Below are 25,962 nucleotides of genomic sequence, written 5' to 3' on the forward strand. Positions count from 1 at the left end.
CTTAATACTGAGCGTCAAACTACGCTCAACTTAATTAAATGCCGCTTATCGCTTCTTTACACAATTGGGTAATACGTTCCCAGTCCCCCTGCTCCATTGCATCGGTTGGTGCAATCCAGCTGCCACCGATACAATCAACATTATCCAATGCCAAATAATCTTTATAGCTGCTAGGAGTGATCCCCCCCGTTGGGCAAAAACGAATATTACTCAATGGACCAGAAAAGGCTTTCAACGCATTAACCCCACCAGAGGCCTCTGCCGGAAAAAACTTAAAGTTGGTGTATCCCAGCGCCATGCCTTCCATCACTTCAGAGATACTGGCAACACCAGGGATCAAGGGCACAGTCCCTTCCATCGCAGCTTTAAGCAACTCAGTGGTGGCACCTGGGGTGATCACAAACTGTGCCCCAGCATCTACCGCTTGCTTTAACTGCTCTTTATTTAATATCGTACCTGCCCCCACCAGCGCTTCGGGGACTTCTTTGGCTATTTTAGTGATCGCTTCTAATGCACAAGGTGTACGCAATGTCACTTCTAATACACTGATCCCCCCTGCCACCAGCGCCCGTGCTAAAGGCACTGCATCTTCAATCTTATTAATCACCATTACAGGAACGATTGGGCTACGTTTAAAAATATCTTGCGGTTGTATTGACCAGTTATTCTCAGCCATTGCTTTAGTCTTCCTCAATGATTAATAATTTTCGTCAATGGTCGTGGTGCAACGCGCACCCGTCTCAGGACTACTTAAGTTTGAACGCAGTGCCGAGAACAGTTCTCGTCCCATGCCGTAACTATTGCTGCGTAAATTAACTTTCTCAGCCTCACGGGTCGACAACACGGTTTCATCTACCAACAAGGTCAGTTCACCGCTGTTGGCATCGACGCGAATTAAATCGCCATTCTCAACTTTAGCAATCATGCCACCATCTAAGGCTTCAGGGGTCAAATGAATAGCAGCAGGCACTTTACCCGATGCGCCAGACATGCGCCCATCGGTCAACAAAGCAACCTTAAAGCCTTTATCTTGCAGCGTGCCTAAAATAGGCGTCAGCTTATGCAACTCAGGCATGCCTATCGCCTTAGGACCTTGCCCCTTAACGACGACAACGCAATCTTTATCGAGCTCACCGGCTTTAAATAAGGCTTCTAACTTATTTTGATCGTCTATGACGATAGCAGGGGCTTCTACCACACGATGCGAGGGCGATACCGCCGAGACTTTTATCACCGCACGACCTAGATTGCCCTTAAGCAGTTTTAAGCCGCCATTGGCTTGGAAAGGCTGTGCCACTTTCGTCAGCACCTCAGGATCTAACGACTCACTTGGTCCCTCGACCCAAACCAGTTCATTATCAATCAGTTTAGGCTCTTGGGTGTAACGACGCAGACCAAAACCGGCTACCGTATTAACCTCTTCGTGCAGTAGGCCTGCATCGAGTAGTTCTTTAATCAATAGCGCCATGCCGCCTGCGGCGTGGAAATGGTTAATATCAGCATGACCATTTGGATAGACACGTGCTAACAACGGTACGGCATCGGACAACTCAGAAAAATCATCCCAATTAACAATAATACCGGCAGCACGAGCAGCAGCCACAATATGCATGGTTAAATTGGTTGAGCCACCAGTAGCAAGTAAAGCAACAATACCGTTAACTACCGATTTTTCGTTCACCACTTCACCGATAGGCGTATACTGTGTGCCCATCTCGGTGAGACGACAAACCTGCTTAGCCGCCATCTTGTTTAAGGCTTCACGCAGTGGATCGTCTGGATTAACAAACGAAGACCCCGGTAATTGCAGCCCCATCACCTCAAGCATCAACTGATTACTGTTAGCCGTACCGTAAAAGGTACAAGTGCCGGCGCTGTGATAAGACTTTGACTCGGCTTCTAACAGCGCCGCTCTGTCGACTTGACCTTGGGCAAACTGCTGACGAATACGCGCTTTCTCTTTATTTGGGATCCCCGACTTCATCGGGCCAGCGGGCACAAACAGCATAGGCAAGTGACCAAAACTCAAGGCACCTATGAGCAACCCAGGTACGATTTTGTCACAAATACCCAGTAATAATGCCCCATCAAACATGTTATGTGACAAACCCACGGCGGTAGCCATCGCGATCACTTCGCGGCTCAGCAAGCTCAGTTCCATACCAGGTTGACCTTGGGTAACCCCGTCACACATGGCGGGGACGCCACCGGCCACTTGCGCCACACTGCCCACTTCTTGGCAGGCGGCTTTTAGCAACTGTGGATAATGCTCATAAGGTTGATGCGCCGACAGCATGTCATTAAAGGCAGTAACAATGCCGATGTTGGCTTTAGTCAATGCCTTAATAGCACTCTTATCGGCGGGGCTACAGGCTGCAAAGCCGTGGGCTAAATTACCACAACTTAAACTGCTGCGATGCACGCCATTAATTTTAGCCTCATTGAGGGCGGCTAAATACTGGGCACGAGAATGCTGGCTTCGGGCGATAATTCTATCGGTAACTGACTGGACTACTGCATGCATAATAACTCCTTAGGCGCTCCAATAGACATCGACGGGCGTGCTATGCTGGCCTAATACGGCGCGGATAGGCATCGCTTTTTCGTCTTCATTTTCGAGCGCTTGGCGGTAAACGGCTAACTTTTGTTCACCGACAATATGTAAATAAATTTGACGGCTAGCTAACACCGCCTTTTTAGACAAGGTCATGCGTCCGTGAGGCGCAGCACCAGGATTGACCGCTAAACAGAGGGCTTGAGTGGTTAATGCCTGCTCGATTTCAGGGGCGCAAGGAAACCATGAACAAGTATGACCATCGTTACCCATGCCCAATACCACGACATCAAACGGCTTGGGGAAATTAGCCAGATGTTCAATCGTCATATCAACGCCGGCTTCTGGGGTCGCGAACATATTTTTTAGTCCACGAAATTTAGCCGCTGCCGCGCGATGCTGTAACAGATGTTGTCTCACTAGCTTTTCATTAGAGTCATCTGATTCGGTATCGACCCAACGCTCATCGGCCAAGGTGATGTAAACATCGCCCCATTCGATAGCCTTATGGCTCAATAACTCAAATAATGCTATGGGTGTCGAGCCACCGGAAACCACAAGGCTTGCCTTGCCGCGCACATCTATTGCCGCTTGTAATTGATTGGCAATACGCTCAGCTAGTTGATGTTCCAGCGCGGTTTTATTATCAAACGACTTAAACACTGATTCTTTAATCATGACAACTCCTTCCTATTCGTCCCATGAACGGCCGTCTTTGGCGATTAACGCCACCGACGCTACAGGGCCCCAACTTCCTGCTGGATAGGGCTTAGGCCTTTCATTACTCTCTTCCCACGCTTGAATAATGCCATCGACCCATTTCCACGCTTGCTCCACTTCATCGCGGCGCACAAATAACGCTTGATTACCTAACATAGCCTCGAGTAATAAACGTTCGTAGGCATCGGCAATGCGGTCGTTTTTAAAGGTATCTGAAAAACTTAAATCCAGCTTGGTGGTTTGCAATCGCTGTTTCTGCTCAAGACCTGGCACTTTATTCATCATCTGAATTTCGACCCCTTCATGGGGTTGCAAGCGAATGGTTAATTTATTGGCAGGTAGATTACGATAACTAGAACGATATAAGTTATGAGGTGGGTTCTTGAAATAGACAACAATTTCTGAACTCTTAGTGGGCATACGCTTACCACTGCGTAAATAAAATGGCACGCCAGCCCAACGCCAATTGTCGATGTCGACTCTGAGTGCCACAAAGGTTTCTGCATAAGACAGGGTGTTGGCGCCCTCTTCTTCTAAATAACCCGGTACGGGTGTGCCTTTTAAAAAGCCAGCAGAATATTGACCACGAACGGTATTTTCATAAATATTATCGGCGTCGATTTTTCTTAATGACTTAAGCACCTTCACTTTTTCATCACGAATACTGTCGGCATCTAAGTTAACCGGTGGATCCATTGCCACTAAGGTGAGTACCTGTAACAAGTGGTTTTGGATCATGTCGCGCATTTGGCCAGCTTTGTCGAAATACCCCCAACGGCCTTCAATGCCCACCTCTTCTGCAACCGTGATTTGTACATGGTCAATAGTACGGTTATCCCATTTAGAGGCAAATAACGAGTTTGCAAAGCGCAGTGCAATTAGGTTTTGTACAGTCTCTTTACCTAAGTAATGGTCAATACGGTACACCTGATTTTCATTGAAATAAGCACTGACCTGATCGTTTATCACTCTAGATGATTCGAGATCCGAACCAATCGGCTTTTCTAGTACCACTCGGGTATCAGGGAAAATCAGGTTTTGTTCATGCAGACAACGACAGATGTCGCCAAAAATGGCGGGAGGAGTGGCAAAATAATTAACCATGACGCGCTTTTCTGGCTCTAATACGTCATGAAAAGCCGCGTAACCTTCTGGCTCAGTAAAATTGGTGGCGATATAAATGCAGCGTTTAAGGAAACGAGCTAAAGTTTGTTCACATAATGTTTCTTTAACAAAGCTAGATAATGCGGTGTTCACTAACTCTTGATATTGCTCTTGAGTAAACTCATCTTTAGCCACCCCGAGTATTTTGGTCTCTTTATTAAGTAGGCCGGCCTTATCAAGCTGGTATAAAGAGGGCAATAACTTACGCCTTGCTAAATCGCCTTTGGTTCCAAACAATACAAAATCACAAGCTTTGGCTTCTGCTGATGTCATGCCCATAGCTTAAAAGTCTCCTATACCAAAGTGGCCCATCGTATCGATGAGTAATTCACATATTTGTTGTAATATAACAACAGAATTCGTTAAATGCATCTAAATTTTACAAAAAATGACCTATCAGTAAACTAGTAACAAGACGACAAAATCTGATATGCTTTTCTCAATTAACTGTCTCTATATAGTAGCAAGTTTGCTGTGTAGTCAGATTATAGTTCGATATATAAAGCCAGACTTTAGCACTTTTTGTTTGTTTCTATAATGACATAAAAGAATAAATATAATTACATTACTATCGAGTGGATGTACGCATATGAATACCCTAGAAAAGGTTCAAAAAAGCCTAACTCATTTCAGTAAATCGGAACGTAAAGTCGCTGAGGTCATTTTAGCGTCACCACAAACCGCTATCCACTCCAGCATTGCGACATTGGCTAAAATGGCCGATGTGAGCGAACCCACAGTCAACAGGTTCTGCAGACGTTTGGATACTAAGGGATTTCCTGATTTTAAGCTGCACTTAGCACAAAGTTTAGCTAATGGCACGCCCTATGTCAGCCGCCACGTAGAAGAAGATGATAGTCCCGATTCTTACACCACCAAAATTTTTGAGTCATCAATGGCTGCGCTCGATACCGCTAGACAAAGCATGGATACTGCCGCCATAAATAAAGCTGTGGATATCCTTACTCAAGCAAAAAAAATCTCATTTTTTGGTTTAGGAGCATCGGCCTCTGTGGCACATGATGCACAAAATAAGTTCTTTCGTTTCAATGTGCCCGTCATCAGTTTTGATGATGTGTTAATGCAACGTATGAGCTGTATTAATAGTACCGAAGGTGACGTGGTGGTCCTTATCTCACACACAGGGCGTACAAAATCCTTGATCGACATTGCCCGTTTAGCGCGGGAAAATGGCGCTGCTGTCATTGCTATCACCTCACGCAACTCTCCCTTGTCGAGTGAATGTACTTTACCCGTGACAATGGAAGTACCCGAAGACACTGATATGTATTTACCCATGGCCTCTCGCTTAGCTCAATTAGTCATTATTGACGTGTTAGCCACCGGCTTTACCCTACGCCGCGGCCCTCGTTTTAGAGAGAGTTTAAAGCGGGTTAAAGAGGTGTTGAAGGAGTCGCGTATTGAGAAAGATCCTATACTCTAAGCAACCTAGAGAGGGATGAAAGGCGAGTTGGTTTATCCAAATCGCCTTTTTTTTACCTTTTAGCGGCTGTGGCTCACAAAATTAATAACTTGAGGTAGATCATTTTGTTTGTAATTTTCCTACAAAACTGAAGTTTGTCTGTTAATATAGAGTAAGATTTTTTAACTTTAACGGAGTATCTCATGTTCCGCAGAACCAAAATTGTAACGACACTCGGTCCAGCCACCGATCGCGATGACAATCTACGTCGTATCATTAAAGCTGGTGCAAACGTTGTTCGCCTAAATTTCTCCCACGGCTCACCCGAAGATCACCTTAAGCGCGCCACAGATGTGCGTAATATCGCCAAAGAACTGGGTGTTCATGTGGCTATATTAGGGGACCTACAAGGGCCAAAAATCCGTGTATCCACGTTTAAAGATAATAAGAAGGTGCAACTTGACCTTGGTAAACCTTTTGTCCTAGATGCCGGTTTAGCCAAAGGCGAAGGCGATGAACACCAAGTCGGTATCGACTACAAAGAGCTCCCTAAAGATGTCACCATTGGCGATATTTTGATGCTCGATGACGGACGAGTGCAACTTAGAGTTGAAAAAGTTGAAGGCAACAAGGTGCACACCACTGTGACAGTTGCTGGCCCATTGTCTAATAACAAGGGCATCAACAAAAAAGGCGGCGGGCTTTCAGCTGCTGCGCTAACAGAAAAAGATAAACAAGATATTATTACCGCAGCCGCGATTAAAGTCGATTACCTCGCAGTGTCATTCCCACGCTGCGGCGCTGACTTAAATTATGCCCGAGAATTGGCACGTAAAGCTGGCAGTAATGCATTAATTGTCTCTAAAGTTGAACGCGCCGAAGCCGTTGCGACCGATGAAGCGATGGATGATGTGATTTTAGCATCCGATGCTGTGATGGTTGCTCGTGGTGACTTAGGCGTTGAAATTGGCGATGCGGCGCTGGTTGCCGTGCAAAAGAAACTCATTAGCCGCTCTCGTCAACTCAATAAGAGCGTGATCACCGCGACCCAGATGATGGAGTCGATGATCACCAGTCCAATGCCAACTCGCGCCGAAGTGATGGATGTGGCGAATGCTGTGCTTGATGGTACCGATGCCGTGATGCTTTCTGCCGAAACGGCGGCCGGTGACTTTCCGGAGGAAACGGTATTGGCTATGGCTAATGTCTGCCTTGGCGCCGAATCTCACCCAAGCGTGCAAGTATCAAAACATCGTTTAGATGAACGCTTTACGTCAGTAGAAGAAACCATCGCACTGTCAACTATGTATGCGGCCAACCATCTAGAGGGCGTTAAAGCCATTGTCGCGTTAACCGAATCAGGTGCCACACCACAATTGATGTCACGTATCAGCTCTGCGCTGCCTATTTTTGCCTTATCGCGTCACGATGTGACATTGGCCAAAATGGCACTGTATCGCGGAGTACACCCTTTCTACTTTGATTCTACCGCTCATGCTGCCGATGAACTGGCCAAGAAAGCGTTAGAGGCGCTGCAATCAGCGGGTTACCTCGACAGTGGTGATATGGTGCTGATGACCAAAGGTGACGCCATGGAAACCATTGGCGGTACCAATACCTGTAAAGTACTTATCGTGGCGTAATGATGATACTTTCACCCTCATCGAGATAGCGCCATCGAGCTAAAACGGTTAGGTATAAAAAAAGGTACGCATTGCGTACCTTTTTTCTATCTGTTGCTTGCAGGTTAAGTCAATCATTTCAAGCTAAGCTCACTTCCCATTATTGACCCATCTAAACCATCCACTAGTCCAAATGGCTCACGATAAGCGACTTGGCCTTAATTAGTCAGGCCAGATAGCAAAGTGATTAGCTCAACCACTCAGCTATAAACGTTCGAAATCATCCACAGCAATAGCCACTTGGCGCAGCTTATCCGCATCAATCAATTGCTCAAACTCATTCTCGCTAATGATGTCTGCTTCTAACGCCTGTTGATAAAGCAGCGCAGGAGCAAGCTTTTTGGCAAGTTGACCCTCTTTTTGCGCGCGTTTGATTTTTTTACTCAATCCATCGCAAGCATGAAGAGCCACAAACGCCTGTTCCACTTGCGCCATACCGCCCTCATCACCATCAAAGTTAGGGCACAAGAATGTTAGTCTGTCTCTGGCAGGACCTGGTTTGAGCATGCCTTGGCAAACCTTTATCGCTAACTTGTCGTCCGGAGCATTGAAATGATTGCCTAACGGAAATACCAGCAAACGCATCAACCAGGCAACGGGACGATTAGGGAAATTGCGTAACGCCCCTTGCAGTGCATTTGCCGCCTTATGCAATCGAGTCTGCATCACATAATGCACCGCGGGTAAATCATCTTGTTGGCGGCCATTGTCTTCAAACAATTTTAACGTGGCAGAGCCTAGGTAAAGCTCACTGAGTACATCGCCCAAACGTGCCGACAACATCTCTTTACGCTTTAAATCGCCGCCCATAATCAACATTGACAGGTCGGTCACAAACGCCAACGCCGCAGAGATGCGAGTCATGTGCTTGTAATACTGCGCTGTACTGCCACTGACTGGCGCGGTATTAAAACGACTACCACTGAGCGCACTAAATAACGTGCTGAAGGCATTGCGACAGGCATACCCCATGTGACCTAACAGTAAGTTATCAAAGCGTGCCAACGCGGCAGTATCATCGTCCATTGCCGCGGCTTCCATTTCGGCTAACACATAAGGATGACAACGGGTCGCGCCTTGACCAAAGATCATTAAACTGCGGGTTAGAATATTAGCCCCTTCCACAGTGATCGAAATCGGGTTCGCCATATAACCGTGGCCTAAATAGTTTTTCGGCCCAAGCTGGATCCCCTTGCCCGACTGGATGTCCATGGCATCGTTAAATACATCACGGCCCATCTCGGTCATATGGTATTTGGCTATTGCAGTGACCACCGAAGGTTTCACTTTGAGATCGATGCCTGTTGTCGTTAATCGGCGCGCCGCCTCTAGCTGGTAAGTATTGGCGATGATCCGCGCCATCGCCTCTTGAACCCCCTCAAATTGGCCGATAGCTAAACCAAATTGATGCCTAACATAGCTGTAAGCCGTAGTCGTTTTAGTGGCTAGATGACCCGATGCTGTCGCTAATGCAGGCAGTGAGATCCCTCGACCAGCCGACAGGCATTCCACCAGCATACGCCAACCGCGACCAGCGTATTGTGGGCCGCCGATAATCCAATCTAGCGGAATAAACACCTCTTTGCCCTGAGTGGTGCCATTCATAAAGGCCATATTCAGTGGATTATGACGGCGACCAATTTCAACACCTGGATGATCGGTCGGAATAAGCGCACAGGTGATCCCAAGATCAGGGTTATCGCCTAAAAGTCCATCGGGATCGCGCATTTGAAACGCAAGCCCCAATACTGTGGCAACTGGAGCTAAGGTAATATATCGTTTGTCCCAGGTGAGACTCAGCCCTAACACCTCTTCGCCATCAATGGTTTTACGGCATACGATACCTTCATCAGGAATAGCACCGGCATCAGAGCCCGCTTCGGGCCCAGTAAGTGCAAAACAAGGCACGGCTTCACCACTGGCTAACAGAGGCAGCCAATGTTCACGCTGCTCTTTGGTACCATAATGGGTCAACAACTCGCCGGGGCCGAGTGAATTAGGCACCATCACGGTCACGGCGGCGCTCACACTGCGACTGGCCAACTTGCTAACAATGGTTGAATTAGCATAAGCAGAAAACGCTTTCCCACCGTATTCCTTAGGAATAATTAACGCAAAAAAACCTTCATCTTTAAAGTATTGCCATAATTCTGGGGGGAGATCCTTACGATTTTGTACTATGTCGAAATCGTCAATCATCGTCAGCGCCGTCATCACTTGATTATCAATGAACGATTTCTCTTCTTCACTCAGAGCTGACTTCCCGTAACTGTGCAAGGCGTCCCAATTGGGCTTGCCGCGAAACAGTTCCCCCTCCCACCATACATCACCGGCTTCCATCGCCTCCTTTTCCGTATCAGACAGCGGCGGTAGTACCTTTTTGAAAAAGGCAAATACTGGCCGAGTAATAAACTGCATGCGGATACTTTTAACACCAAACAACACTATGATAAGCAATAGTGCCAAAATAAAAAGAGTCATAACGCCCCCCTATTGGGTACTAACGGGTACTGCCACGCCGGCAGCGAGATATGGAATAACTTTGCGAATTACGGCTTCGATATCATAGTGTTCATTAAAATCAGCCTGGGCGATTTCGGTTAATGCATCGGCAGATGCCATAGTGAACACCACAGTGCCTAAGGTAAAGTGTAATCGCCAAAACATCTCTGCGGGGGGAATATGTGGTGCACTTTCTGCGACAGCCTTCACAAACTTGTTAAGGTGCTCACCGTAATGAGTGGTAATAAACCAGCGCAGATGCCCCTGACTTTCGATATAACCCCGGCCGAGTAATTGTAAAAAAGTACTGGTGCCGTCCACTTTGAACTTATTTAATTCAAGTAAAGGTTTGACTAAAGAGGAAAAAATGTCATTTAACGATGGATTACCACTGGCCTTGATGAGCATTAGCTCTTCAGAAGCATCCGGCATAAAACGGTCTAAGTAGCGCGCCAGTACCGCCCTGATAAGCTCTCTTTTTGAGCCAAAATGATAATTGACCGAAGCAAGATTGACCTCAGCTTTACTGGTGATCAATCTTAATGAGGTTTCTGAAAATCCACGCTCCGCAAATAGCTTTTCGGCGGCATCCAGTATTCTTGTTTTAGTATCGGATCGACTTGCCATTCCGTGACCTTAACTCTGATTTAAACATGCGTTTAAATTAAACACTAGTACACTTTTTGTCAAATGAAATTCCGCTGTATCACCATACTTTAGGTATTGGGATCACAGATAATCTAACAACAGATAGCCAGTGACTTTAGGCAAACGAGGCTGTAACCCCATAGCAAGATTAACGCTATGTCATTAACGCAAATGCGCCCCCTTGCGTGTTAGCTCCCGCGTGTTCATTCGTGCCTTTTCCGATTTTGTCAGCATCACCATTAATGCGCCCGATCCACCCCATTCTCTTGGCGCACTGTGATAACCAATCACGCCATCAATCAAGGGCAGCCAATGAGCTAAGCAGGATTTAATTAACGCGGGAAACGGCTTATTGTGTACACCGGTGCCATGGATCACTATCACGTTACGATATTCACAGCTCAAACTGCGTTGAATAAAATCGAACAAAAGCTCTCTGGCGCGCGGTACATTATAGCCTTTAAGGTCTATATCGGCTTGCATCGAATACTGACCTTGGCGAAATAATTTGAACACTTGTTGCTGTACCCCTTCACTTTTCATACTGATAACAGCATCGGGAGTGACTGGCTCAATCACACTCAGATCATCACTTAAACGAGAGAGTGCTTCTCTGCGTTTAGTTTCAAAGTATTTATGTTGTTGTGACTGAGATGAGGCTATTTGAGAGCTAATTGCCGTTTTATCGCCATTTAGAGGTATCACATCTGCCATAGAGGCTAGAAATATCGCACTCTCTTCTTCTGTCATGGTACTGCTTCCTCTTAATTCATTGCGATTACAGCTCTTAACGCTACATCATATCGATACGAAGCACTATTTTGACTGTAGCAGCTAAAAATATCCAGCGACTGTACGAGTGACTTATGCAGCTTCACCCATTGGAATACCACCTTGAGGACGACTATGAACATAATTTGCCCCACCCAACTTAAGACAAAGGGCAGTGTGACACACTTTGTTAATATCTAATTCTTTCCCCATAAAAGGGCATAGATTATAGTGGCGCTAGCATTAGTAAAGATGAATATCTTAATGAAATTTCTAACATCCTTAATCCTTATCTGCAGCGCACTGTGCTGCGCCTCTGCTATAGCGCAACAAACCGATGGGGACAATGAGGCCTTAAACCAGTTTTATCGCCAATTTAGTAGCGCATTTGCCCAGCTCGATGCCACTGTAATTGCCGATCTGTATGCAGAAGATGCCAGTTATATCCCTGAACAACAAAGCAAATCGATCACCATCGGTCGAGAAAATATTATCAACTTATACCAAAGGTTTTTCGGCAAGATTAAACACAAAAACGCCCAAATTGAGGTCGATTTTCGAGTTATTGACCGACAGATATCTCCCCAAATTGCAACTGATATCGGCTATTTCCTTATCCGTTTTTATCCACCCAAAGAGAGTGAGGAGCCCATGAGTGAATTCGCGGGCAAATTTGTCACTGTCTCAAAAAAACAAGCCGATGGACGTTGGTACTTAACGGTAGATACCAATAATCGCGGGGAGCCGGCATTCTATTACGATGCGAAACCGCTACCAAACCTGTATTATGGCAGCCAATTTTCAACAGCCAGTAATAAGTCGAGTCATGAAAAGTGATCCATTAACGGGTGAGCAAGTCTTCAAGCACAGTAATACAGCCCAAGAGTGTCCCTGCGGTCAACGTGTAAAAGGAGAGCGCTTAACCTATCAAGCATGCTGTAAAATATATCATCAAGGCGCGTTTGTACCGACCCCTGAAGTCTTGATGCGCAGCCGCTACAGTGCATTTGTCATGCGTCTGCATGATTACCTCATCGCCACACATCATCCAGATACCTTAAATGGCTTAACGAAGTCGATATTAGATAGCGATAATCAGACCCAATGGTTGGGGTTGAGCATTCAACGTAGCGCAACCACTGACGATAATGGCGTAGTTGAGTTTCATGCATGGTATCGAGAAAACAATCGATTAGATGCCATACATGAAGTATCGCAGTTCATTAAGCAACACGGCGTATGGTGGTATACCAGTGGTGAGCAACTTAATCCGCAGCTCCCCAAGCGTAACGATCCTTGTATCTGTTATAGCGGGCGTAAGTTTAAGCAGTGCTGTTTAAATCTAGCGAATTGAGAATAAAAGCTATGCTCGTGTTCGCGCATACTAGCACACGCACAAGAGACACATATCGTTAAGCTGCTGTAACTAGTCGCGCCCACAAAGACCTTTTATAAGCGATAACTAAGCGATAACTAAGCGACAAGCAAAAGTGGCTCACTGCAAAATCAGCTACTGGCGCTATGTTAAGCCCGAGCGGTCAATGCGCTTTACTAGGGTCAGCGCCATTTAACACACCAATACTGGTTCGTAAAAATTGACTGAACTCGGCTTCTCGGAGCGCCGGGCTGTATAAGAATCCTTGGGCCTGATGGCAACATAACTCAGATAAGAAGTCTTCTTGCTCCAAGGTTTCCACCCCTTCAGCAGTCAATGAAATATTAAGCGCATAGGCCATCGCCACAATCGCACTGACAATTTCACGGCTTTCATGACTAACCCCTATATCAGAAATGAAAGAGCGATCAATTTTTAATTTTGAAATAGGAAACTGTTTTAAATAACGCATCGAGCTATAACCGGTACCAAAATCATCGATGGCTAATCCAACACCCAGCTCAGCCAACTCTTTGCACAAATGGGTAACATAGACAATGTCTTCCATCAGCTCCGTTTCAGTTATCTCTAAAATCAATGTGTTAGGCTTAATTCGATAACGGGTCACCAGCTGCCAAATTTGATCATATAAGTTTGAGCTAAAAAACTGTTGCGCTGCGACATTGACATGCATCGAAATATTAATGTTGTCCCGCTGCCAAAGATTCAATTGACGACAAGCAGCTTCTAGCACCCACTCACCTATGGAGTTGATCATGCCAGACTTTTCTGCCACATCGATAAATGCACCAGGATACAACACGCCTCGCTTAGGGTGATTCCAACGGATCAAAGCTTCTGCGCCAATATAACGATTACTCTTTAAATCTTTAAGCGGTTGATAATAAAGTTCAAATTCGCGACTTTTGAGCGCCAACTGCAGTTCTCTCTCGATAACTGCAGTCTCTTTAAAGGCGCTCAATAATGCATGATTAAACACTTGAATGGCATCGCCTTGCTTATTTTTAGCATACTGCAGCGCAATGTCGGCACATGTTAATGGGGCAAACATTTGCTCTAATGTTTCAATACAAACTACAGATAAGGCGGGTTTAACCTCAAATAATTCATGCTTAATCATCACAGGCAAACACAAGTGCTGATATAACCGATTAATGAGTAAGTTCATTCTGTACTGACTGTCGAGCGTATCGATGACTAAGGCAAACTCATCACTGCCAACCCGCGCCAGCAGTTGTGTTTTACTCATGCTTGCAAAGTGGCTTAAACGCCGTGCCATCTCAATCAGCAGTAGATCCCCTTTTGCATGCCCATAGGTATCGTTAAAGCGTTTAAAACCTTTAAGGTCGAGCAAAATCAGATGACCTTGAGTGACATTGTCCAATTGCTGACTAAAATGACGGCGGTTGTATAGGCCTGTGAGTGGACAACGCCACGCCAACCGCTCTAATTCTGTTTGATGTTGACGAGCCTCTGAACAATCTTCTGCGGTGACCAAAGCATAATCATTGCCCCTTTTAGTCGTAAATGGCTTAACCGAATATCGCAGCCAATAACAGGTACCATCTAAGCGGGTTATTTGCACTTCACCTTTAACCTTTTTACCCCGCTTAACCTCAGCGAGTACCGTTCTGGCTTCACTGGGGGATTGTTTAAAAAAATCAAGGTGATTGACGTCAGCACCTATCACCTTCTGCTTGGGTATACCTGACATGGCATGGTGGGCACCATTAACATACTCGATAATATCAGTTTGCAGATTAACCACCATACTGACCTGCTCTGAGTGCTCTATGGCCTTAAGAAACAGGCTCAAGCGCTCATCGGTTTCATAAGCGCGAGCCGTCGCTAAGGTGAGTGCCAATTGGTCAGCGACTTGTGCGGCAATATGCAGTTCACTTTCACTCCATATATGGGCTTCAATGTGTTCTAAAAACAGTACGCCTTCGAGATGACCGTTAATCCTAATGGCCACTTCTAAGGTACTGGCAATACCTTTGGGGCGAAGATAGCACTCGTGAAGCTCTTGCACCCTTGTATCCTTGTGCACAGCAATCGCATCAACAATTCGATGTTGTTTAAGCTCAGATAAATAATGTGGACATAAGGACGGGTTGGGGCGAACGGGATCAATCGCAGCCAATTTATCACAATGACCAACAAGATAAGTTGAATCATGCTCAACCGAAAATAGGCAAACACCAACATAATCGACAAAGAGATGCTCACTTAACAAGCGCGTTGCCAGCAACGCAGTTTCGTTAAATAGTCCTTGTTGTTTCTCTAATGAATTAACAATGGACTCGAGCAGATATTGGTATTTACGTTTGATCATAGCATCCTAAAACCAACAGGCATGGTTAGCCTGCTGAGGCTTTGCGATATAAATAAGCTTAATTTAGCTATCAAATAAAGCGTAATAATATTACAACTTAACAATCACTTAAACCTATATCTACAATGCATATCATAGATTATTGTGTAATTGATAAATCATTTTTTCGGCGCTAAAGGCAAAGGTCAACGACAAGATTTTACTGCCAGCCTTGTCTATGACATCCACTTCGACATTATCGAAACGTGCTTTGGCCGCATTAACCAGGCGTTCTATCTGCATATCGGCATCGTCACCTGCTATCTCTATGGTTAACACTCTATCGTGCTCGTCAATCACAGCGCCGATATCGGCATAACTACCACAGTCATTACAGGTGTCATTGACTAGATCTGATTGTCTCTCTTGAATGTTTTTCATATTTAGAACAAGGTTAGTTAAGTTAGCAATCATTATAGTGATATATAAACTTAGATACGAGACGCGGCTCAAATCTCGGTTTAAATCTATATCCTTTTCTAACGCATTTCTAGCGTAACTAGATTTATACCATGAGGTCGGCCATCGAACGTTGCGCCACGACCTGATCGGCAAAGTGTAAAATATCTTCCATGCCAATTTGAGGGTTCAGTTCGCCTCGGTAACGCGACAGGGTAATTGGATCGCAATTATTTAACACCGCATTCATCGCAATGCTATCTTGCCCTCGGATCACTAGTGCTTCTGGCGTTAGACTTTGCTGCAGATGAAAGGCACTCATCCCTTGCTGATGAAACGCAGCACTATTATCGGTCAAGGCGACCTCCGCAATGTTGGCCAATAAGGCTTGTGATTGCGGTAGCTCAAACTGCTGACGTAAACGGCTTTCGGTATCTTTCAATGAATCTGGCAGATTAAACTGTGCCATATCACGTGCGTCATCTGAAAGCATGGCAAGCAACAAGGCAAACTCCCCACGCCTATCATCTGAAACAGCATGATTAAGCCGGGTGCCTAAATTGACCTCATTGATTAATAACCGATTGGTTTGCATAAAAAAACATCACTAAAACAAGTCGTTGGTATTTTATCGACCGCTTAAACACTAACTTTAGTAATTATTTTAATTAGGGGGTTTACAGGGGCTAAGTTTGTGACTACTATTGCCGCCGCAATTGAGGAGGGGTTCCCGAGTGGCCAAAGGGATCAGACTGTAAATCTGACGGCTCAGCCTTCGAAGGTTCGAATCCTTCTCCCTCCACCATTTGCGTACAATATGATATAAAGAGATATTCGTGGAGGGGTTCCCGAGTGGCCAAAGGGATCAGACTGTAAATCTGACGGCTCAGCCTTCGAAGGTTCGAATCCTTCTCCCTCCACCATCTTTATCTCTGCTTAAAATGGTTGTAGTTGGCGTTACAACTGATGCTAAGTTCATCGTATTATGTTGTGGTAACAAAAAAGTAATATGTGGAGGGGTTCCCGAGTGGCCAAAGGGATCAGACTGTAAATCTGACGGCTCAGCCTTCGAAGGTTCGAATCCTTCTCCCTCCACCACTTTTTCTGTTTCTCAATTCTGTAAATTTCCTGATTATATCCCCTCTACACTTTACGCGGTATATAACATCCTTAGGTTTACATTCTCCCCTGACTTAGCACTGTAATACTTGTCTGTAACATTGTTACCTATTGATAATTAAAAACATCTGTCATTGCATGCTCAGCATACCTTTTGTCACACTTAGGCACTGCCTTACGACACACTTTTTAAGAGCTAACAATCAACATCACTCCCCCACGCTATAGCTAGTTTCAACCGCATAATAGGCATCCGACATTATTTTATAACTGTCAGTATTTCCCTACGCTTAGGATGCGATAAAATCAAAATGGTTAATCTTGTCTATATCGACTGACAAAACATCGTTATAATTTATAACCAAACGCTATATAAGAATTGCATATAATCCCTCAGTTAGAGGGCCTATCATACTGGAGAACGAATGGAACGCTCGTGGGTTAACCAAGCAATCGCAAAAATTGAAGCCGATTATCAACGCAGTGCAGACACGCATCTCATTCATTTAGATATCCCCTCGATTAAGGGGATTGATATCTATTTAAAAGATGAAAGTACTCATCCCACTGGCAGCCTTAAACATCGTCTGGCACGTTCGCTGTTTCTCTATGCCTTGTGTAATGGTTGGATCAAACAAAACACCCCCATCATCGAATCATCTTCTGGCAGTACAGCGGTTTCTGAAGCCTATTTTGCACGCTTACTCGGCTTGCCCTTTATTGCCGTCATGCCAAAAAGCACCGCTAAAAAGAAGATCCAACAGATCACCGCCTATGGCGGTCAATGTCATTTTGTTGAACACTCAAGTGAGATCTACGCCGAATCACAACGTTTGGCCGATGAATTATCGGGCCATTATATGGATCAATTTACCTACGCCGAGCGGGCCACCGATTGGCGTGGCAATAATAATATCGCCAACTCTATATTTGAACAGATGAAATGCGAGCCCCACCCGGTTCCTCGTTGGATTGTCATGAGCCCTGGAACAGGCGGCACCTCGGCGACCATAGGCCGCTATATTCGTTACCAAAGAGAGCAGACACAACTGTGTGTGGTCGACCCTGAACACTCGGTATTTTATGATTATTTTGTCAGTGGCGATGCCAGTGTCACCTGCACACAGGGCAGCAAAATCGAAGGTATTGGTCGTCCACGCGCAGAGCCGTCATTTATTCCTGGTGTGGTCGATAAGATGGTTAAAGTGGCCGATGCTGCCTCTATCGCCACGATTTATTGGCTAGAGCAACTCATTGGCAGAAAAGCCGGCCCCTCGACGGGCACCAATTTGTTTGGCGCACTGCAGCTGGCCTGTGATATGCACAATCAAGGACAACAGGGCTCTATCGTCACCTTGTTGTGTGATTCAGGCGAGCGATACTTAGATACCTATTACGATAGCCAGTGGGTGAGTGACAACATAGGTGATATCACTCACTACCAGACCCTGCTGGGGCAATTTAACCAAAGTGGTAAGCTTGATTAGTCGATATTAAGGTATTTATGAGTCTGTATCGATAAACGCCAATTGCGCGCGATACAGACTTGCATCGCTAACTGAGTTGCCCGTGGCTTTTGGCTTATCGGCTGTAAACAGATAGTTTTGCCCAAGGTATCGATATTCGCCAATAATGCATCAAGTTCATCAATATGGCTCTGTTTGGCAACTGGATGTTTTATCTCATCGGCACGTTGCAAGGCCTGCTCAAGGACCTTATAACCGCCCTTCATATTGACTTTCGGCGAGACGGTCACCCAGCTGCGTAAATCACACTGCACATCAAAGGTGCCACTGGTTTCAATTTGGCATTGATACCCCTGATCCGATAACGCTTGTGTCAACGGACGTAAATCGTAAATACAAGGCTCGCCACCCGTGATCACCACATGTTTAGCTGTAAAGCCTTTACGTTGCCATTGCACCAAGAGTTGCGCAGCATCTAACTCTGCCCAACGGCCAATTTCACCATCGACTTGGATCACTAGCTCAGGATCGACGCGGTTTTCAGCCAGAGTCTCCCATGTCTGTTTGGTATCACACCAAGCGCAGCCCACAGGGCAGCCCTGTAAGCGAACAAAAATCGCGGGAACGCCAGTGTAAACACCTTCACCCTGAATAGTTTCAAATACTTCGTTGACCGGGTACTTCATGGTTAACCTCATCGCTATGGGGCCGCTTTTATAGAAGATTTAGCGCCTACTGGCAAGTATAACGCGATTATTTGTCTCGCAAGTGGGTTAAATCCTCTTCCAAACAGCTTTGCGCTCAACAAGACATTTTGCAAGCGTTGCAGCGTCAGTTAAACTAACGCCAAATTTTGTTAACGATAAACCTTCATGTCTAAAGCAGTTGTAGTGTTCAGTGGTGGCCAAGACTCCACAACCTGTCTAATACAGGCGTTAAACCAATATGATGAAGTTCACGCTATCACCTTTGATTATGGGCAACGTCATCGACAAGAGATAGACGTTGCCAAGCAACTCGGTGAGCAGCTTGGCGTTATCAGCCATAAAATCCTCGATGTAACGGTATTAAATGAACTGGCGATTTCAGCATTAACCCGAGATGCCATTGAAGTATCTAACGAGCTGATGGCCAATGGATTACCCAATACCTTTGTGCCGGGCAGAAATATTTTATTCCTCACTTTAGCGGGGATTTATGCCTACCAACTGGGGGCTGATACTGTGATCACTGGGGTGTGTGAAACTGACTTTTCTGGCTATCCCGATTGCCGAGATCAATTTATTAAGGCGATGCAATCAGCTTTAGAGCAAGGCATGGATCGTAACTTGACGATTGAAACGCCATTAATGTGGCTTAATAAGGCACAAACTTGGGCGCTGGCCGATAAATACCACAGCCTAGCGCTTATTCGCGATAGCACCCTCACCTGCTACAACGGCATTATAGGCCATGGTTGTGGTACTTGCCCTGCCTGCCTATTGCGCAGCCAAGGGCTACAGGACTACTTGGACAATAAGACAAGTGTCATGGCTGAGCTGAATCGTCAATGTTAATATCATTAAAATCAAGTACTAAACCCTATGGGCTAGTACTACTTGTCAGCATTATCTGTATCGCGCTCTATTTTGCCCCGTTCGATAGTAGCCTCGCCTACCGTAAAGCGGCCATTGCCCAAGGTGAGTGGTGGCGTTTATTAACGGGAAACTTGCTGCATACCAATTACTGGCATTTGGCAATGAATCTCGGCGGATTATGGGTATTAGCGTTTTTGCACGAGATGCATTACCGCGCGGCAAACTTTAGCCTGCTGTTTGTCCTATTGTGCTTATTACAGGGATTAGGGCTTTACTGGGGCTTTCCCACATTACTGGGTTATGTAGGGCTTAGCGGTATGTTGCACGGCTTGGTAACCTATGGCGCCCTTAAAGATATTCAACGCGGTATACGTTCAGGTTATCTCTTGTTGGTCGGCGTGTGCGCTAAAGTCGCTTACGAACAGATCTATGGCGCAAGCAAGCAGATCAGCCAATTGATCGATGCTCGCGTCGCCACTGAGTCTCACTTAGTCGGGGTGTTTACAGGCATCTTGGTGTTTATTGGCTATAAGCTTATTCGGCGCTGGTCCAAATAAACTGAAAAAATAAGTCATCCCCCACATCCGTCAGCTGACGGGTGTGGGGGGATTTTATCCGCTCTACCTTTATCTAATTCACGACTTAGCGCTCGTTAGATTTAGGCTTTTATTAAAGCCTCTCTTAACGCATGGACTTGATCACGCAGCGCCGCGGCATGTTCAAACTCAAGATCGCGCGCATGTTGATGCATGCGTTTTTCCAGCTCATCAATTTGATGGCTCAGAGTCGCGGCATCAGCAGCAACATAATCCCCTTTAGGCTCGGCCACTTTTTGATAAGAAGGTAACACCCTTGCGGTGTGCTCGTTACCCCCACCAACATCCATCACATCGGTGATCCGCTTTGACACCCCTTTAGGAGTAATGCCATGCTCTAGGTTATATTGGCGCTGCTTTTCTCGTCGCCTTTCGGTCTCATCAATCGCCTTGGCCATCGATTTTGTGATCTTATCGCCATAGAGGATCACCTTGCCGTTAACGTTACGCGCAGCGCGCCCTATGGTCTGAATCAGCGAGCGCTCTGAACGTAAGAACCCCTCCTTGTCGGCATCTAAAATACAGACTAAGGAGACTTCTGGCATATCGAGTCCTTCACGTAGCAAGTTAATGCCAACGAGTACATCGAACACCCCTTTACGTAGATCGCGAATGATCTCCACCCGCTCTACCGTATCAATATCTGAGTGTAAGTAGCGAACCTTGACCCCATGTTCATCTAAGTACTCGGTGAGATCTTCTGACATGCGCTTAGTCAGCGTGGTCACCAGTACCCGCTCGTTGACCGCAACCCGTTTACCTATCTCTGATAATAGGTCATCGACCTGTATTCCAACCGGCCGCACTTCAATCTCAGGATCCAATAGTCCTGTTGGGCGCACAACCTGCTCGGCAATTTCACCATCACTCTTGTCAATCTCATATTGCGCTGGCGTGGCTGAAACAAACACACTTTGAGGCATTAAGGCTTCAAACTCTTCAAATTTAAGCGGGCGGTTATCTAACGCCGATGGCAAGCGAAAACCGTACTCCACCAGATTCATTTTTCGCGAGCGGTCACCTTTATACATGGCGCCAATTTGCGGTATGGTCACATGAGATTCATCGATGATCAGTAAACCGTCGGCGGGCAGATAATCCAGCAAAGTCGGTGGCCCTTCGCCTGGGCGGCGACCTGATAAGTAACGCGAGTAGTTCTCGATCCCCGAGCAATACCCCAGTTCTGTCATCATTTCGATATCATACTGTACGCGCTCCGAGATCCGTTGGGCTTCAATCAGCTTATTATTATCCAGTAAGTACTGTTTACGCTGACGAAGTTCAGCCTTGATCTCTTCGGTCGCGGCAATAATTTTCTCCCGCGGCGTCACATAGTGGGTTTTAGGGTAAACCGTAGTTCTGGCAATACGTTGTAAGATATGCCCCGTTAATGGGTCAAATAGACTAAGTCTGTCGATTTCATCGTCAAACAGTTCAACGCGGATAGCATCTCGCTCCGAGTCTGCCGGGAAAATATCGATCACCTCTCCCCTGACCCTAAAGGTGCCGCGCTGCAACTCTATGTCATTACGGGTATATTGCAATTCGCTTAGGCGCTGCAATATCTCGCGCTGCCCCATTAAGTCGCCCTGACGCAGATGCAACAACATCTTCATGTAAGAATCGGGATCGCCCAGACCATAAATCGCCGATACCGAGGCGATCAACACCACATCTTTACGCTCCAACAATGCTTTGGTCGCCGATAAACGCATCTGCTCAATATGAGCATTAACCGACGCGTCTTTTTCGATAAAAGTATTGGTCGATGGCACATAGGCTTCAGGTTGGTAGTAATCGTAGTAAGAAACAAAGTATTCAACGGCATTATGAGGAAAAAACTCTTTCATCTCGCCATACAGTTGCGCCGCCAAGGTTTTATTGGGTGCCATGATAATGGTCGGGCGTTGTAACTGCTGTATGACATTGGCGACAGTGAAAGTTTTACCAGATCCGGTCACCCCAAGTAATGTCTGGCACGCAAGGCCGGACTCGATGCCATCGACCAGCTTTTTTATTGCAGTGGGTTGATCCCCGGCAGGCTCGTACTGGGAGACAAGTTGAAACGATGATTCACTCAATTGAAGACTCCTAACTAGTTCAGCAGGCTATCTTAATCGACCTAGCCAGTTTAGCCAATCTCGTGGCAAGGTTTTAGCCAAACCATTTTAACGTGAGATGATTATTATCGCCCAGCTCCCATTCGGGCAATTAACTGAGATGAAAGTTTAATACGACGACCACAATAAACGACTTTACGGCAAAAATAGGCGTCAACCCCAACCCAGGCGTGACATTAATACACAAGAGCTACCATCAAATTCATTACATATTTACAACACCAGAAAAACTTCTTGAGCTTGGCTATTGCTTTTTTTAACCATTTGAAATTAAACAGATAATAAAAAAACAGTTAAATCTAGTCATTTTAAGTACAAGCCCCAATACATAAGGGTTTGACGGCCTATTTTGCAGCTAACCCACAGGTTTATCCACAGATTTAGTGGATAACTCTCATAACCTCAGTACCATCGCGGCTTTGACTAAGTTGGGTTCCTTCTAGAATATGGCAGCTGTACATGTAATTTTACTACATTTGATATAATTTCACCTAAGTCGATAGCCATGAGTCGATAGCCATGCCGTTTCCCTCAATTACCTCTATTACGATAATCAACAGATGCTTATCTTGCCGTTACGGATTAGCTAACATAATAAAAATGCAGACAAGATGAACAAAATGCGCACTAAGTCAGCAGGATGGGTATTAGATGAGCACTTAACCGCATAATTCCTCTTTTTTTTCTTCCCATCAGTTGACTCGTGTCTAAGAGCGATTTAATATGCGCTCCGTCTTCAACGACGAGTTGCTTTAAACGTTTCCCCTGTAGTTCAGTTGGTAGAACGGCGGACTGTTAATCCGTATGTCACTGGTTCGAGTCCAGTCTGGGGAGCCAAAGCAATACAATGTAGAAGACAAGTACAATGCGTTTCCCCTGTAGTTCAGTTGGTAGAACGGCGGACTGTTAATCCGTATGTCACTGGTTCGAGTCCAGTCTGGGGAGCCAACGCAGTACAAAGAGTGTAAGATAAAAGCTGATGTTAATTAGCGATGTAAAAGTTAATGCGTTTCCCCTGTAGTTCAGTTGGTAGAACGGCGGACTGTTAATCCGTATGTCACTGGTTCGAGTCCAGTCTGGGGAGCCACACTTTTAACACAACAGATGTAAATGTAAAAATAAGTACCTATTCCCCTGTAGTTCAGTTGGTAGAACGGCGGACTGTTAATCCGTATGTCACTGGTTCGAGTCCAGTCTGGGGAGCCACTTATTTCAACACTAACATCGATAAAATATCGATTCCCCTGTAGTTCAGTTGGTAGAACGGCGGACTGTTAATCCGTATGTCACTGGTTCGAGTCCAGTCTGGGGAGCCACCTCTTTAGTTACACCTTCACCGTTAGCCCCTCTCGTTTGATAATAAAATTCCGCTCTAATAAATAATCAGTTAGACTAGTAAACAATCAATTTATCCAAATTTAGCTAGAAATTCTGGACTCACTGTTTATGGGCGTTACTAAGACATTTCACCTAATTTTACTGATAGTATTCAGTGTGATTTCGTTATTCAGTTATCAGTATGAACAGCAACGCGCATCGACTCTAGCCAGTCAATCGTTACAAGACTATGTACAAAACCCACTTTGGCAAACCTCACTCCCTCATGATGGTAATGCGCTCTATGAGCGCTTGAGCCCCGATTATCATTTTAAATTTTTTCAATATATTCATCAATTAGACGGTACCCTTAACCATACCAGTGGTCAGTTACACCCTGTAAATGATGACATGATTGCCGCGTTATTTAGCCAAGATCTTAGCAACACTCGTGTATTGCCCCAAGGGCGGTTACAAGTCAAGCTAGACGACAGTCATATCAGAATCGAAGCCAAACAACGTTTTATTAAGACATTAAGTGTTATTTGGCTAACTTACCTAGTGATAGCCCTTCTATTTAACATATTGATGGTGCGCCTCAACCGGGCTATTCGCTACGCCAGTAACTATATCGATACCTTATCGGAACTTAAATTTGACGCCTTAGCCCAATCAGCCTTTCGCGGCGAATTAGCCCCTCTCGGGCAAGCGTTGGAAAAGTGTCGTGTGTCACTCAATAGTAAATATAATGAAATACAGCAGCATAATACCAAACTCAATAAACAAGCCTACCAAGATCCTGTCACCTTATTTAGCACACGAGCTAAGTTTACTGAAAAACTGGACAGTTTAGCTCAACCTGGGACGCACTTCGGCGTCATGGCTATAATCAAGGCCACAGAATTAGGCCAAATAAATCGCTCCCAAGGACGCGAAGCTGGAGATGATTACTTAGCGGGGGTGGCCGATTGTATTCGAACAAGTATACAAGCCTTGGCTCAGGCAGAATGTTTTCGCATTTCGAGCGCCGATTTTGCCCTGTTTATCCCCGACATCACACTCAAAAATGCGCAGCCTTTACTGCGTAACTTGAAAGCAAATTTTGATCTGTTTCAGCAAAAAATCGATGCCGAATCCGTTGCTTATACCGGCTTAGTCCCTTATCAGCAGGGCAATCAAGCGCTGTCGTTAGTATATCTTGGCGATGCCGCCGTGAGCATTGCACAAACAATGGGGCCCAATAGTTTTCATATTCAAGAACAACTCAACGGTGATGAGTTATTTGGTGATTCAAAATGGAAGACCGCCATTGACGATATTATTAAGCGCCGTGCCGTTAAGTTCCATGCACAAGATATACAACCTTGTCGCGGCGCCGATAAAGTTTACCGAGAGTTGTTAGCCCGATTTTATAGCAGCCAAGGGAAATTTCTGCCCACAGCAACTGTGATTGCCATGGCCGAGCGTCATGGTATGAGTGTTGAGTTGGATAAAATGATTATTCTCAGCACTTTTAAATTGCTTATCGACAACCCTAGCCTACCAGGCGCATTTGGCATCAATATTAGTTCTAACTCGATGACACAACCGGCCTTTATTGCCTGGATCAAAACTCTGTTTGTTCGCCAGCGTCAAATCGCCTGTCGCATAGTGTTAGAGGTTAACGAGGCCGGAATGCAAGCCAATATCAATCAGGCGCATAAGTTTGTTAGAGAGATGCACGGTGTCGGGGCTCGAGTCGCTGTGGAACATTTTGGTATGGGGTTCACTTCCTTTAAGTTTTTTAAAGAAGTACGTCCCGATTTTATTAAGCTCGATGGTAGCTACACTCTAGATATTGAATCGGATCATAATCGATTTTTTGTCAAAATGATCGTCGATGTCGCCCGTAAAGAGTCCATTGGCGTTATTGCATCAAGCATCGAACGCCAAGAGCAAAAGTTGATATTAGAACACTTACTTGTCGACGGGTTGCAAGGCTATTACATCGCTAAACCCCAAGCCATAGTCCGACAAAACGAACAATCCTCCGTCAATTAATTGTAAATGAAATAATCCCTGCATTCTATGTGTTGTTTATCGATGCCGAAAGACCGATAATAGCCGTTAAATTAGATATAGATAACCGATTGAG

At 45.5% G+C, this 25,962-nt stretch carries 20 protein-coding genes and 8 tRNA genes; 16 read left to right on the forward strand and 12 right to left on the reverse strand.

What is annotated here, in order from left to right; genetic code table 11:
- Nucleotides 1-34 precede the first annotated feature (34 nt).
- Genes DN599_RS11305 through zwf form a run of 4 tightly spaced genes read right to left on the reverse strand, consistent with a single transcriptional unit; the run spans nucleotide 35 to nucleotide 4,717 of the window.
- Nucleotides 35-676 (reverse strand): bifunctional 4-hydroxy-2-oxoglutarate aldolase/2-dehydro-3-deoxy-phosphogluconate aldolase, encoded by a 642-nt coding sequence (locus DN599_RS11305; RefSeq protein ID WP_110457711.1) that lies wholly within the window; start codon nucleotides 674-676, stop codon nucleotides 35-37.
- A gap of 21 nt (nucleotides 677-697) precedes the next feature.
- On the reverse strand, nucleotides 698-2,524 hold the full coding sequence (gene edd / locus DN599_RS11310) for a phosphogluconate dehydratase (RefSeq protein WP_110457712.1): 1,827 nt from the start codon (nucleotides 2,522-2,524) through the stop codon (nucleotides 698-700).
- Between the two features lie 9 nt (nucleotides 2,525-2,533).
- Nucleotides 2,534-3,232 carry a 6-phosphogluconolactonase gene (gene pgl / locus DN599_RS11315; protein ID WP_110457713.1) on the reverse strand — a complete coding sequence of 233 codons (699 nt, stop codon included), beginning with the start codon at nucleotides 3,230-3,232 and terminating at the stop codon, nucleotides 2,534-2,536.
- 12 nt (nucleotides 3,233-3,244) lie between these two features.
- Nucleotides 3,245-4,717, reverse strand: a complete 1,473-nt coding sequence (zwf, locus tag DN599_RS11320) for a glucose-6-phosphate dehydrogenase (RefSeq protein WP_110457714.1) — start codon at nucleotides 4,715-4,717, stop codon at nucleotides 3,245-3,247.
- Between the two features lie 310 nt (nucleotides 4,718-5,027).
- Between zwf and DN599_RS11325 the strand changes: the two genes are divergently transcribed.
- Nucleotides 5,028-5,882: a MurR/RpiR family transcriptional regulator gene (locus DN599_RS11325; RefSeq protein WP_110457715.1), complete on the forward strand. Its 855-nt coding sequence runs from the start codon at nucleotides 5,028-5,030 to the stop codon at nucleotides 5,880-5,882.
- Between the two features lie 182 nt (nucleotides 5,883-6,064).
- On the forward strand, nucleotides 6,065-7,504 hold the full coding sequence (gene pyk, locus DN599_RS11330) for a pyruvate kinase (protein WP_110457716.1): 1,440 nt from the start codon (nucleotides 6,065-6,067) through the stop codon (nucleotides 7,502-7,504).
- A 243-nt stretch (nucleotides 7,505-7,747) separates the two neighbouring features.
- On the opposite strand, the gene DN599_RS11335 is transcribed toward pyk, so the two are convergent.
- The 3 genes from DN599_RS11335 to DN599_RS11345 form a co-directional block, all read right to left on the reverse strand.
- Complete coding sequence (locus tag DN599_RS11335; protein WP_110457717.1) at nucleotides 7,748-10,024, reverse strand: acyl-CoA dehydrogenase; 2,277 nt, start codon at nucleotides 10,022-10,024, stop codon at nucleotides 7,748-7,750.
- A gap of 9 nt (nucleotides 10,025-10,033) precedes the next feature.
- On the reverse strand, nucleotides 10,034-10,672 hold the full coding sequence (gene psrA, locus DN599_RS11340; RefSeq protein WP_110457718.1) for a TetR family transcriptional repressor PsrA: 639 nt from the start codon (nucleotides 10,670-10,672) through the stop codon (nucleotides 10,034-10,036).
- A 183-nt stretch (nucleotides 10,673-10,855) separates the two neighbouring features.
- The gene (locus DN599_RS11345; RefSeq protein ID WP_110457719.1) at nucleotides 10,856-11,443 is read right to left on the reverse strand and encodes a Smr/MutS family protein; all 588 of its coding nucleotides are present in this window, start codon (nucleotides 11,441-11,443) and stop codon (nucleotides 10,856-10,858) included.
- 285 nt (nucleotides 11,444-11,728) lie between these two features.
- Between DN599_RS11345 and DN599_RS11350 the strand changes: the two genes are divergently transcribed.
- Together DN599_RS11350 and DN599_RS11355 are read left to right on the forward strand one after the other, a co-directional pair.
- Nucleotides 11,729-12,301 carry a YybH family protein gene (locus tag DN599_RS11350; RefSeq protein ID WP_110457720.1) on the forward strand — a complete coding sequence of 191 codons (573 nt, stop codon included), beginning with the start codon at nucleotides 11,729-11,731 and terminating at the stop codon, nucleotides 12,299-12,301.
- Nucleotides 12,291-12,818 carry a YchJ family protein gene (locus tag DN599_RS11355; RefSeq protein WP_110457721.1) on the forward strand — a complete coding sequence of 176 codons (528 nt, stop codon included), beginning with the start codon at nucleotides 12,291-12,293 and terminating at the stop codon, nucleotides 12,816-12,818. The genes DN599_RS11350 and DN599_RS11355 overlap by 11 nt, the downstream gene beginning before the upstream one ends.
- Before the next feature lie 184 nt (nucleotides 12,819-13,002).
- Here DN599_RS11355 and DN599_RS11360 read toward each other — a convergent pair whose 3' ends face one another.
- From DN599_RS11360 to DN599_RS11370, 3 genes are all read right to left on the reverse strand, one after another.
- Nucleotides 13,003-15,195, reverse strand: a complete 2,193-nt coding sequence (locus tag DN599_RS11360) for a putative bifunctional diguanylate cyclase/phosphodiesterase (protein ID WP_110457722.1) — start codon at nucleotides 15,193-15,195, stop codon at nucleotides 13,003-13,005.
- 132 nt (nucleotides 15,196-15,327) lie between these two features.
- Nucleotides 15,328-15,615 carry a DUF406 family protein gene (locus tag DN599_RS11365; protein ID WP_110457861.1) on the reverse strand — a complete coding sequence of 96 codons (288 nt, stop codon included), beginning with the start codon at nucleotides 15,613-15,615 and terminating at the stop codon, nucleotides 15,328-15,330.
- 124 nt (nucleotides 15,616-15,739) lie between these two features.
- Nucleotides 15,740-16,228, reverse strand: coding sequence for a VC2046/SO_2500 family protein (locus DN599_RS11370; RefSeq protein ID WP_110457723.1), 489 nt, complete (start codon nucleotides 16,226-16,228; stop codon nucleotides 15,740-15,742).
- Between the two features lie 125 nt (nucleotides 16,229-16,353).
- Here DN599_RS11370 and DN599_RS11375 point away from each other — a divergent pair.
- The 4 genes from DN599_RS11375 (at nucleotide 16,354) to DN599_RS11390 (ending at nucleotide 18,239) form a co-directional block, all read left to right on the forward strand.
- Nucleotides 16,354-16,438, forward strand: a tRNA-Tyr gene (locus DN599_RS11375).
- 33 nt (nucleotides 16,439-16,471) lie between these two features.
- Nucleotides 16,472-16,556 (forward strand) — tRNA-Tyr (locus DN599_RS11380).
- Nucleotides 16,557-16,646: 90 nt separating this feature from the next.
- A tRNA-Tyr gene (locus DN599_RS11385) sits at nucleotides 16,647-16,731 on the forward strand.
- Between the two features lie 446 nt (nucleotides 16,732-17,177).
- Entirely contained in the window at nucleotides 17,178-18,239 is a 1,062-nt protein-coding gene (locus DN599_RS11390) for a PLP-dependent cysteine synthase family protein (protein WP_110457724.1), read from the forward strand.
- Here DN599_RS11390 and queE read toward each other — a convergent pair.
- Entirely contained in the window at nucleotides 18,236-18,904 is a 669-nt protein-coding gene (queE, locus tag DN599_RS11395) for a 7-carboxy-7-deazaguanine synthase QueE (RefSeq protein WP_110457725.1), read from the reverse strand. The genes DN599_RS11390 and queE overlap by 4 nt on opposite strands.
- A 186-nt stretch (nucleotides 18,905-19,090) precedes the next feature.
- On the opposite strand from queE, the gene queC reads away from it, so the two are divergent.
- Entirely contained in the window at nucleotides 19,091-19,774 is a 684-nt protein-coding gene (gene queC, locus DN599_RS11400) for a 7-cyano-7-deazaguanine synthase QueC (RefSeq protein WP_110457726.1), read from the forward strand.
- Nucleotides 19,768-20,352 carry a rhombosortase gene (rrtA, locus tag DN599_RS11405; RefSeq protein WP_110457727.1) on the forward strand — a complete coding sequence of 195 codons (585 nt, stop codon included), beginning with the start codon at nucleotides 19,768-19,770 and terminating at the stop codon, nucleotides 20,350-20,352. Before queC ends, rrtA begins: the two co-directional genes overlap by 7 nt.
- Nucleotides 20,353-20,453: 101 nt before the next feature.
- On the opposite strand, the gene uvrB is transcribed toward rrtA, so the two are convergent.
- Nucleotides 20,454-22,472 carry an excinuclease ABC subunit UvrB gene (gene uvrB, locus DN599_RS11410; protein ID WP_110457728.1) on the reverse strand — a complete coding sequence of 673 codons (2,019 nt, stop codon included), beginning with the start codon at nucleotides 22,470-22,472 and terminating at the stop codon, nucleotides 20,454-20,456.
- A gap of 800 nt (nucleotides 22,473-23,272) precedes the next feature.
- On the opposite strand from uvrB, the gene DN599_RS11415 reads away from it, so the two are divergent.
- The 6 genes from DN599_RS11415 (at nucleotide 23,273) to DN599_RS11440 (ending at nucleotide 25,868) form a co-directional block, all read left to right on the forward strand.
- A tRNA-Asn gene (locus DN599_RS11415) sits at nucleotides 23,273-23,348 on the forward strand.
- Nucleotides 23,349-23,383: 35 nt separating this feature from the next.
- A tRNA-Asn gene (locus DN599_RS11420) sits at nucleotides 23,384-23,459 on the forward strand.
- 63 nt (nucleotides 23,460-23,522) lie between these two features.
- A tRNA-Asn gene (locus tag DN599_RS11425) sits at nucleotides 23,523-23,598 on the forward strand.
- A gap of 43 nt (nucleotides 23,599-23,641) precedes the next feature.
- Nucleotides 23,642-23,717: transfer RNA gene (locus DN599_RS11430), tRNA-Asn, on the forward strand.
- 34 nt (nucleotides 23,718-23,751) lie between these two features.
- Nucleotides 23,752-23,827 (forward strand) — tRNA-Asn (locus DN599_RS11435).
- Nucleotides 23,828-23,957: 130 nt separating this feature from the next.
- Nucleotides 23,958-25,868 (forward strand): EAL domain-containing protein, encoded by a 1,911-nt coding sequence (locus DN599_RS11440; RefSeq protein WP_110457729.1) that lies wholly within the window; start codon nucleotides 23,958-23,960, stop codon nucleotides 25,866-25,868.
- The last annotated feature ends 94 nt before the right edge of the window (nucleotides 25,869-25,962 follow it).

The organism is Shewanella algidipiscicola, from assembly GCF_900380485.1.
GTDB lineage: Bacteria > Pseudomonadota > Gammaproteobacteria > Enterobacterales > Shewanellaceae > Shewanella > Shewanella algidipiscicola.

What these genes read in the sequence shown, in the direction of transcription:
- DN599_RS11305 (WP_110457711.1), bottom strand. Translation starts at nt 676, where the DNA reads ATGGCTGAGAATAACTGGTCAATACAACCGCAAGATATTTTTAAACGT.
- edd (WP_110457712.1), bottom strand. Translation starts at nt 2,524, where the DNA reads ATGCATGCAGTAGTCCAGTCAGTTACCGATAGAATTATCGCCCGAAGC.
- pgl (WP_110457713.1), bottom strand. Translation starts at nt 3,232, where the DNA reads ATGATTAAAGAATCAGTGTTTAAGTCGTTTGATAATAAAACCGCGCTG.
- zwf (WP_110457714.1), bottom strand. Translation starts at nt 4,717, where the DNA reads ATGGGCATGACATCAGCAGAAGCCAAAGCTTGTGATTTTGTATTGTTT.
- DN599_RS11325 (WP_110457715.1), top strand. Translation starts at nt 5,028, where the DNA reads ATGAATACCCTAGAAAAGGTTCAAAAAAGCCTAACTCATTTCAGTAAA.
- pyk (WP_110457716.1), top strand. Translation starts at nt 6,065, where the DNA reads ATGTTCCGCAGAACCAAAATTGTAACGACACTCGGTCCAGCCACCGAT.
- DN599_RS11335 (WP_110457717.1), bottom strand. Translation starts at nt 10,024, where the DNA reads ATGACTCTTTTTATTTTGGCACTATTGCTTATCATAGTGTTGTTTGGT.
- psrA (WP_110457718.1), bottom strand. Translation starts at nt 10,672, where the DNA reads ATGGCAAGTCGATCCGATACTAAAACAAGAATACTGGATGCCGCCGAA.
- DN599_RS11345 (WP_110457719.1), bottom strand. Translation starts at nt 11,443, where the DNA reads ATGACAGAAGAAGAGAGTGCGATATTTCTAGCCTCTATGGCAGATGTG.
- DN599_RS11350 (WP_110457720.1), top strand. Translation starts at nt 11,729, where the DNA reads ATGAAATTTCTAACATCCTTAATCCTTATCTGCAGCGCACTGTGCTGC.
- DN599_RS11355 (WP_110457721.1), top strand. Translation starts at nt 12,291, where the DNA reads ATGAAAAGTGATCCATTAACGGGTGAGCAAGTCTTCAAGCACAGTAAT.
- DN599_RS11360 (WP_110457722.1), bottom strand. Translation starts at nt 15,195, where the DNA reads ATGATCAAACGTAAATACCAATATCTGCTCGAGTCCATTGTTAATTCA.
- DN599_RS11365 (WP_110457861.1), bottom strand. Translation starts at nt 15,615, where the DNA reads ATGAAAAACATTCAAGAGAGACAATCAGATCTAGTCAATGACACCTGT.
- DN599_RS11370 (WP_110457723.1), bottom strand. Translation starts at nt 16,228, where the DNA reads ATGCAAACCAATCGGTTATTAATCAATGAGGTCAATTTAGGCACCCGG.
- DN599_RS11390 (WP_110457724.1), top strand. Translation starts at nt 17,178, where the DNA reads ATGGAACGCTCGTGGGTTAACCAAGCAATCGCAAAAATTGAAGCCGAT.
- queE (WP_110457725.1), bottom strand. Translation starts at nt 18,904, where the DNA reads ATGAAGTACCCGGTCAACGAAGTATTTGAAACTATTCAGGGTGAAGGT.
- queC (WP_110457726.1), top strand. Translation starts at nt 19,091, where the DNA reads ATGTCTAAAGCAGTTGTAGTGTTCAGTGGTGGCCAAGACTCCACAACC.
- rrtA (WP_110457727.1), top strand. Translation starts at nt 19,768, where the DNA reads ATGTTAATATCATTAAAATCAAGTACTAAACCCTATGGGCTAGTACTA.
- DN599_RS11440 (WP_110457729.1), top strand. Translation starts at nt 23,958, where the DNA reads ATGGGCGTTACTAAGACATTTCACCTAATTTTACTGATAGTATTCAGT.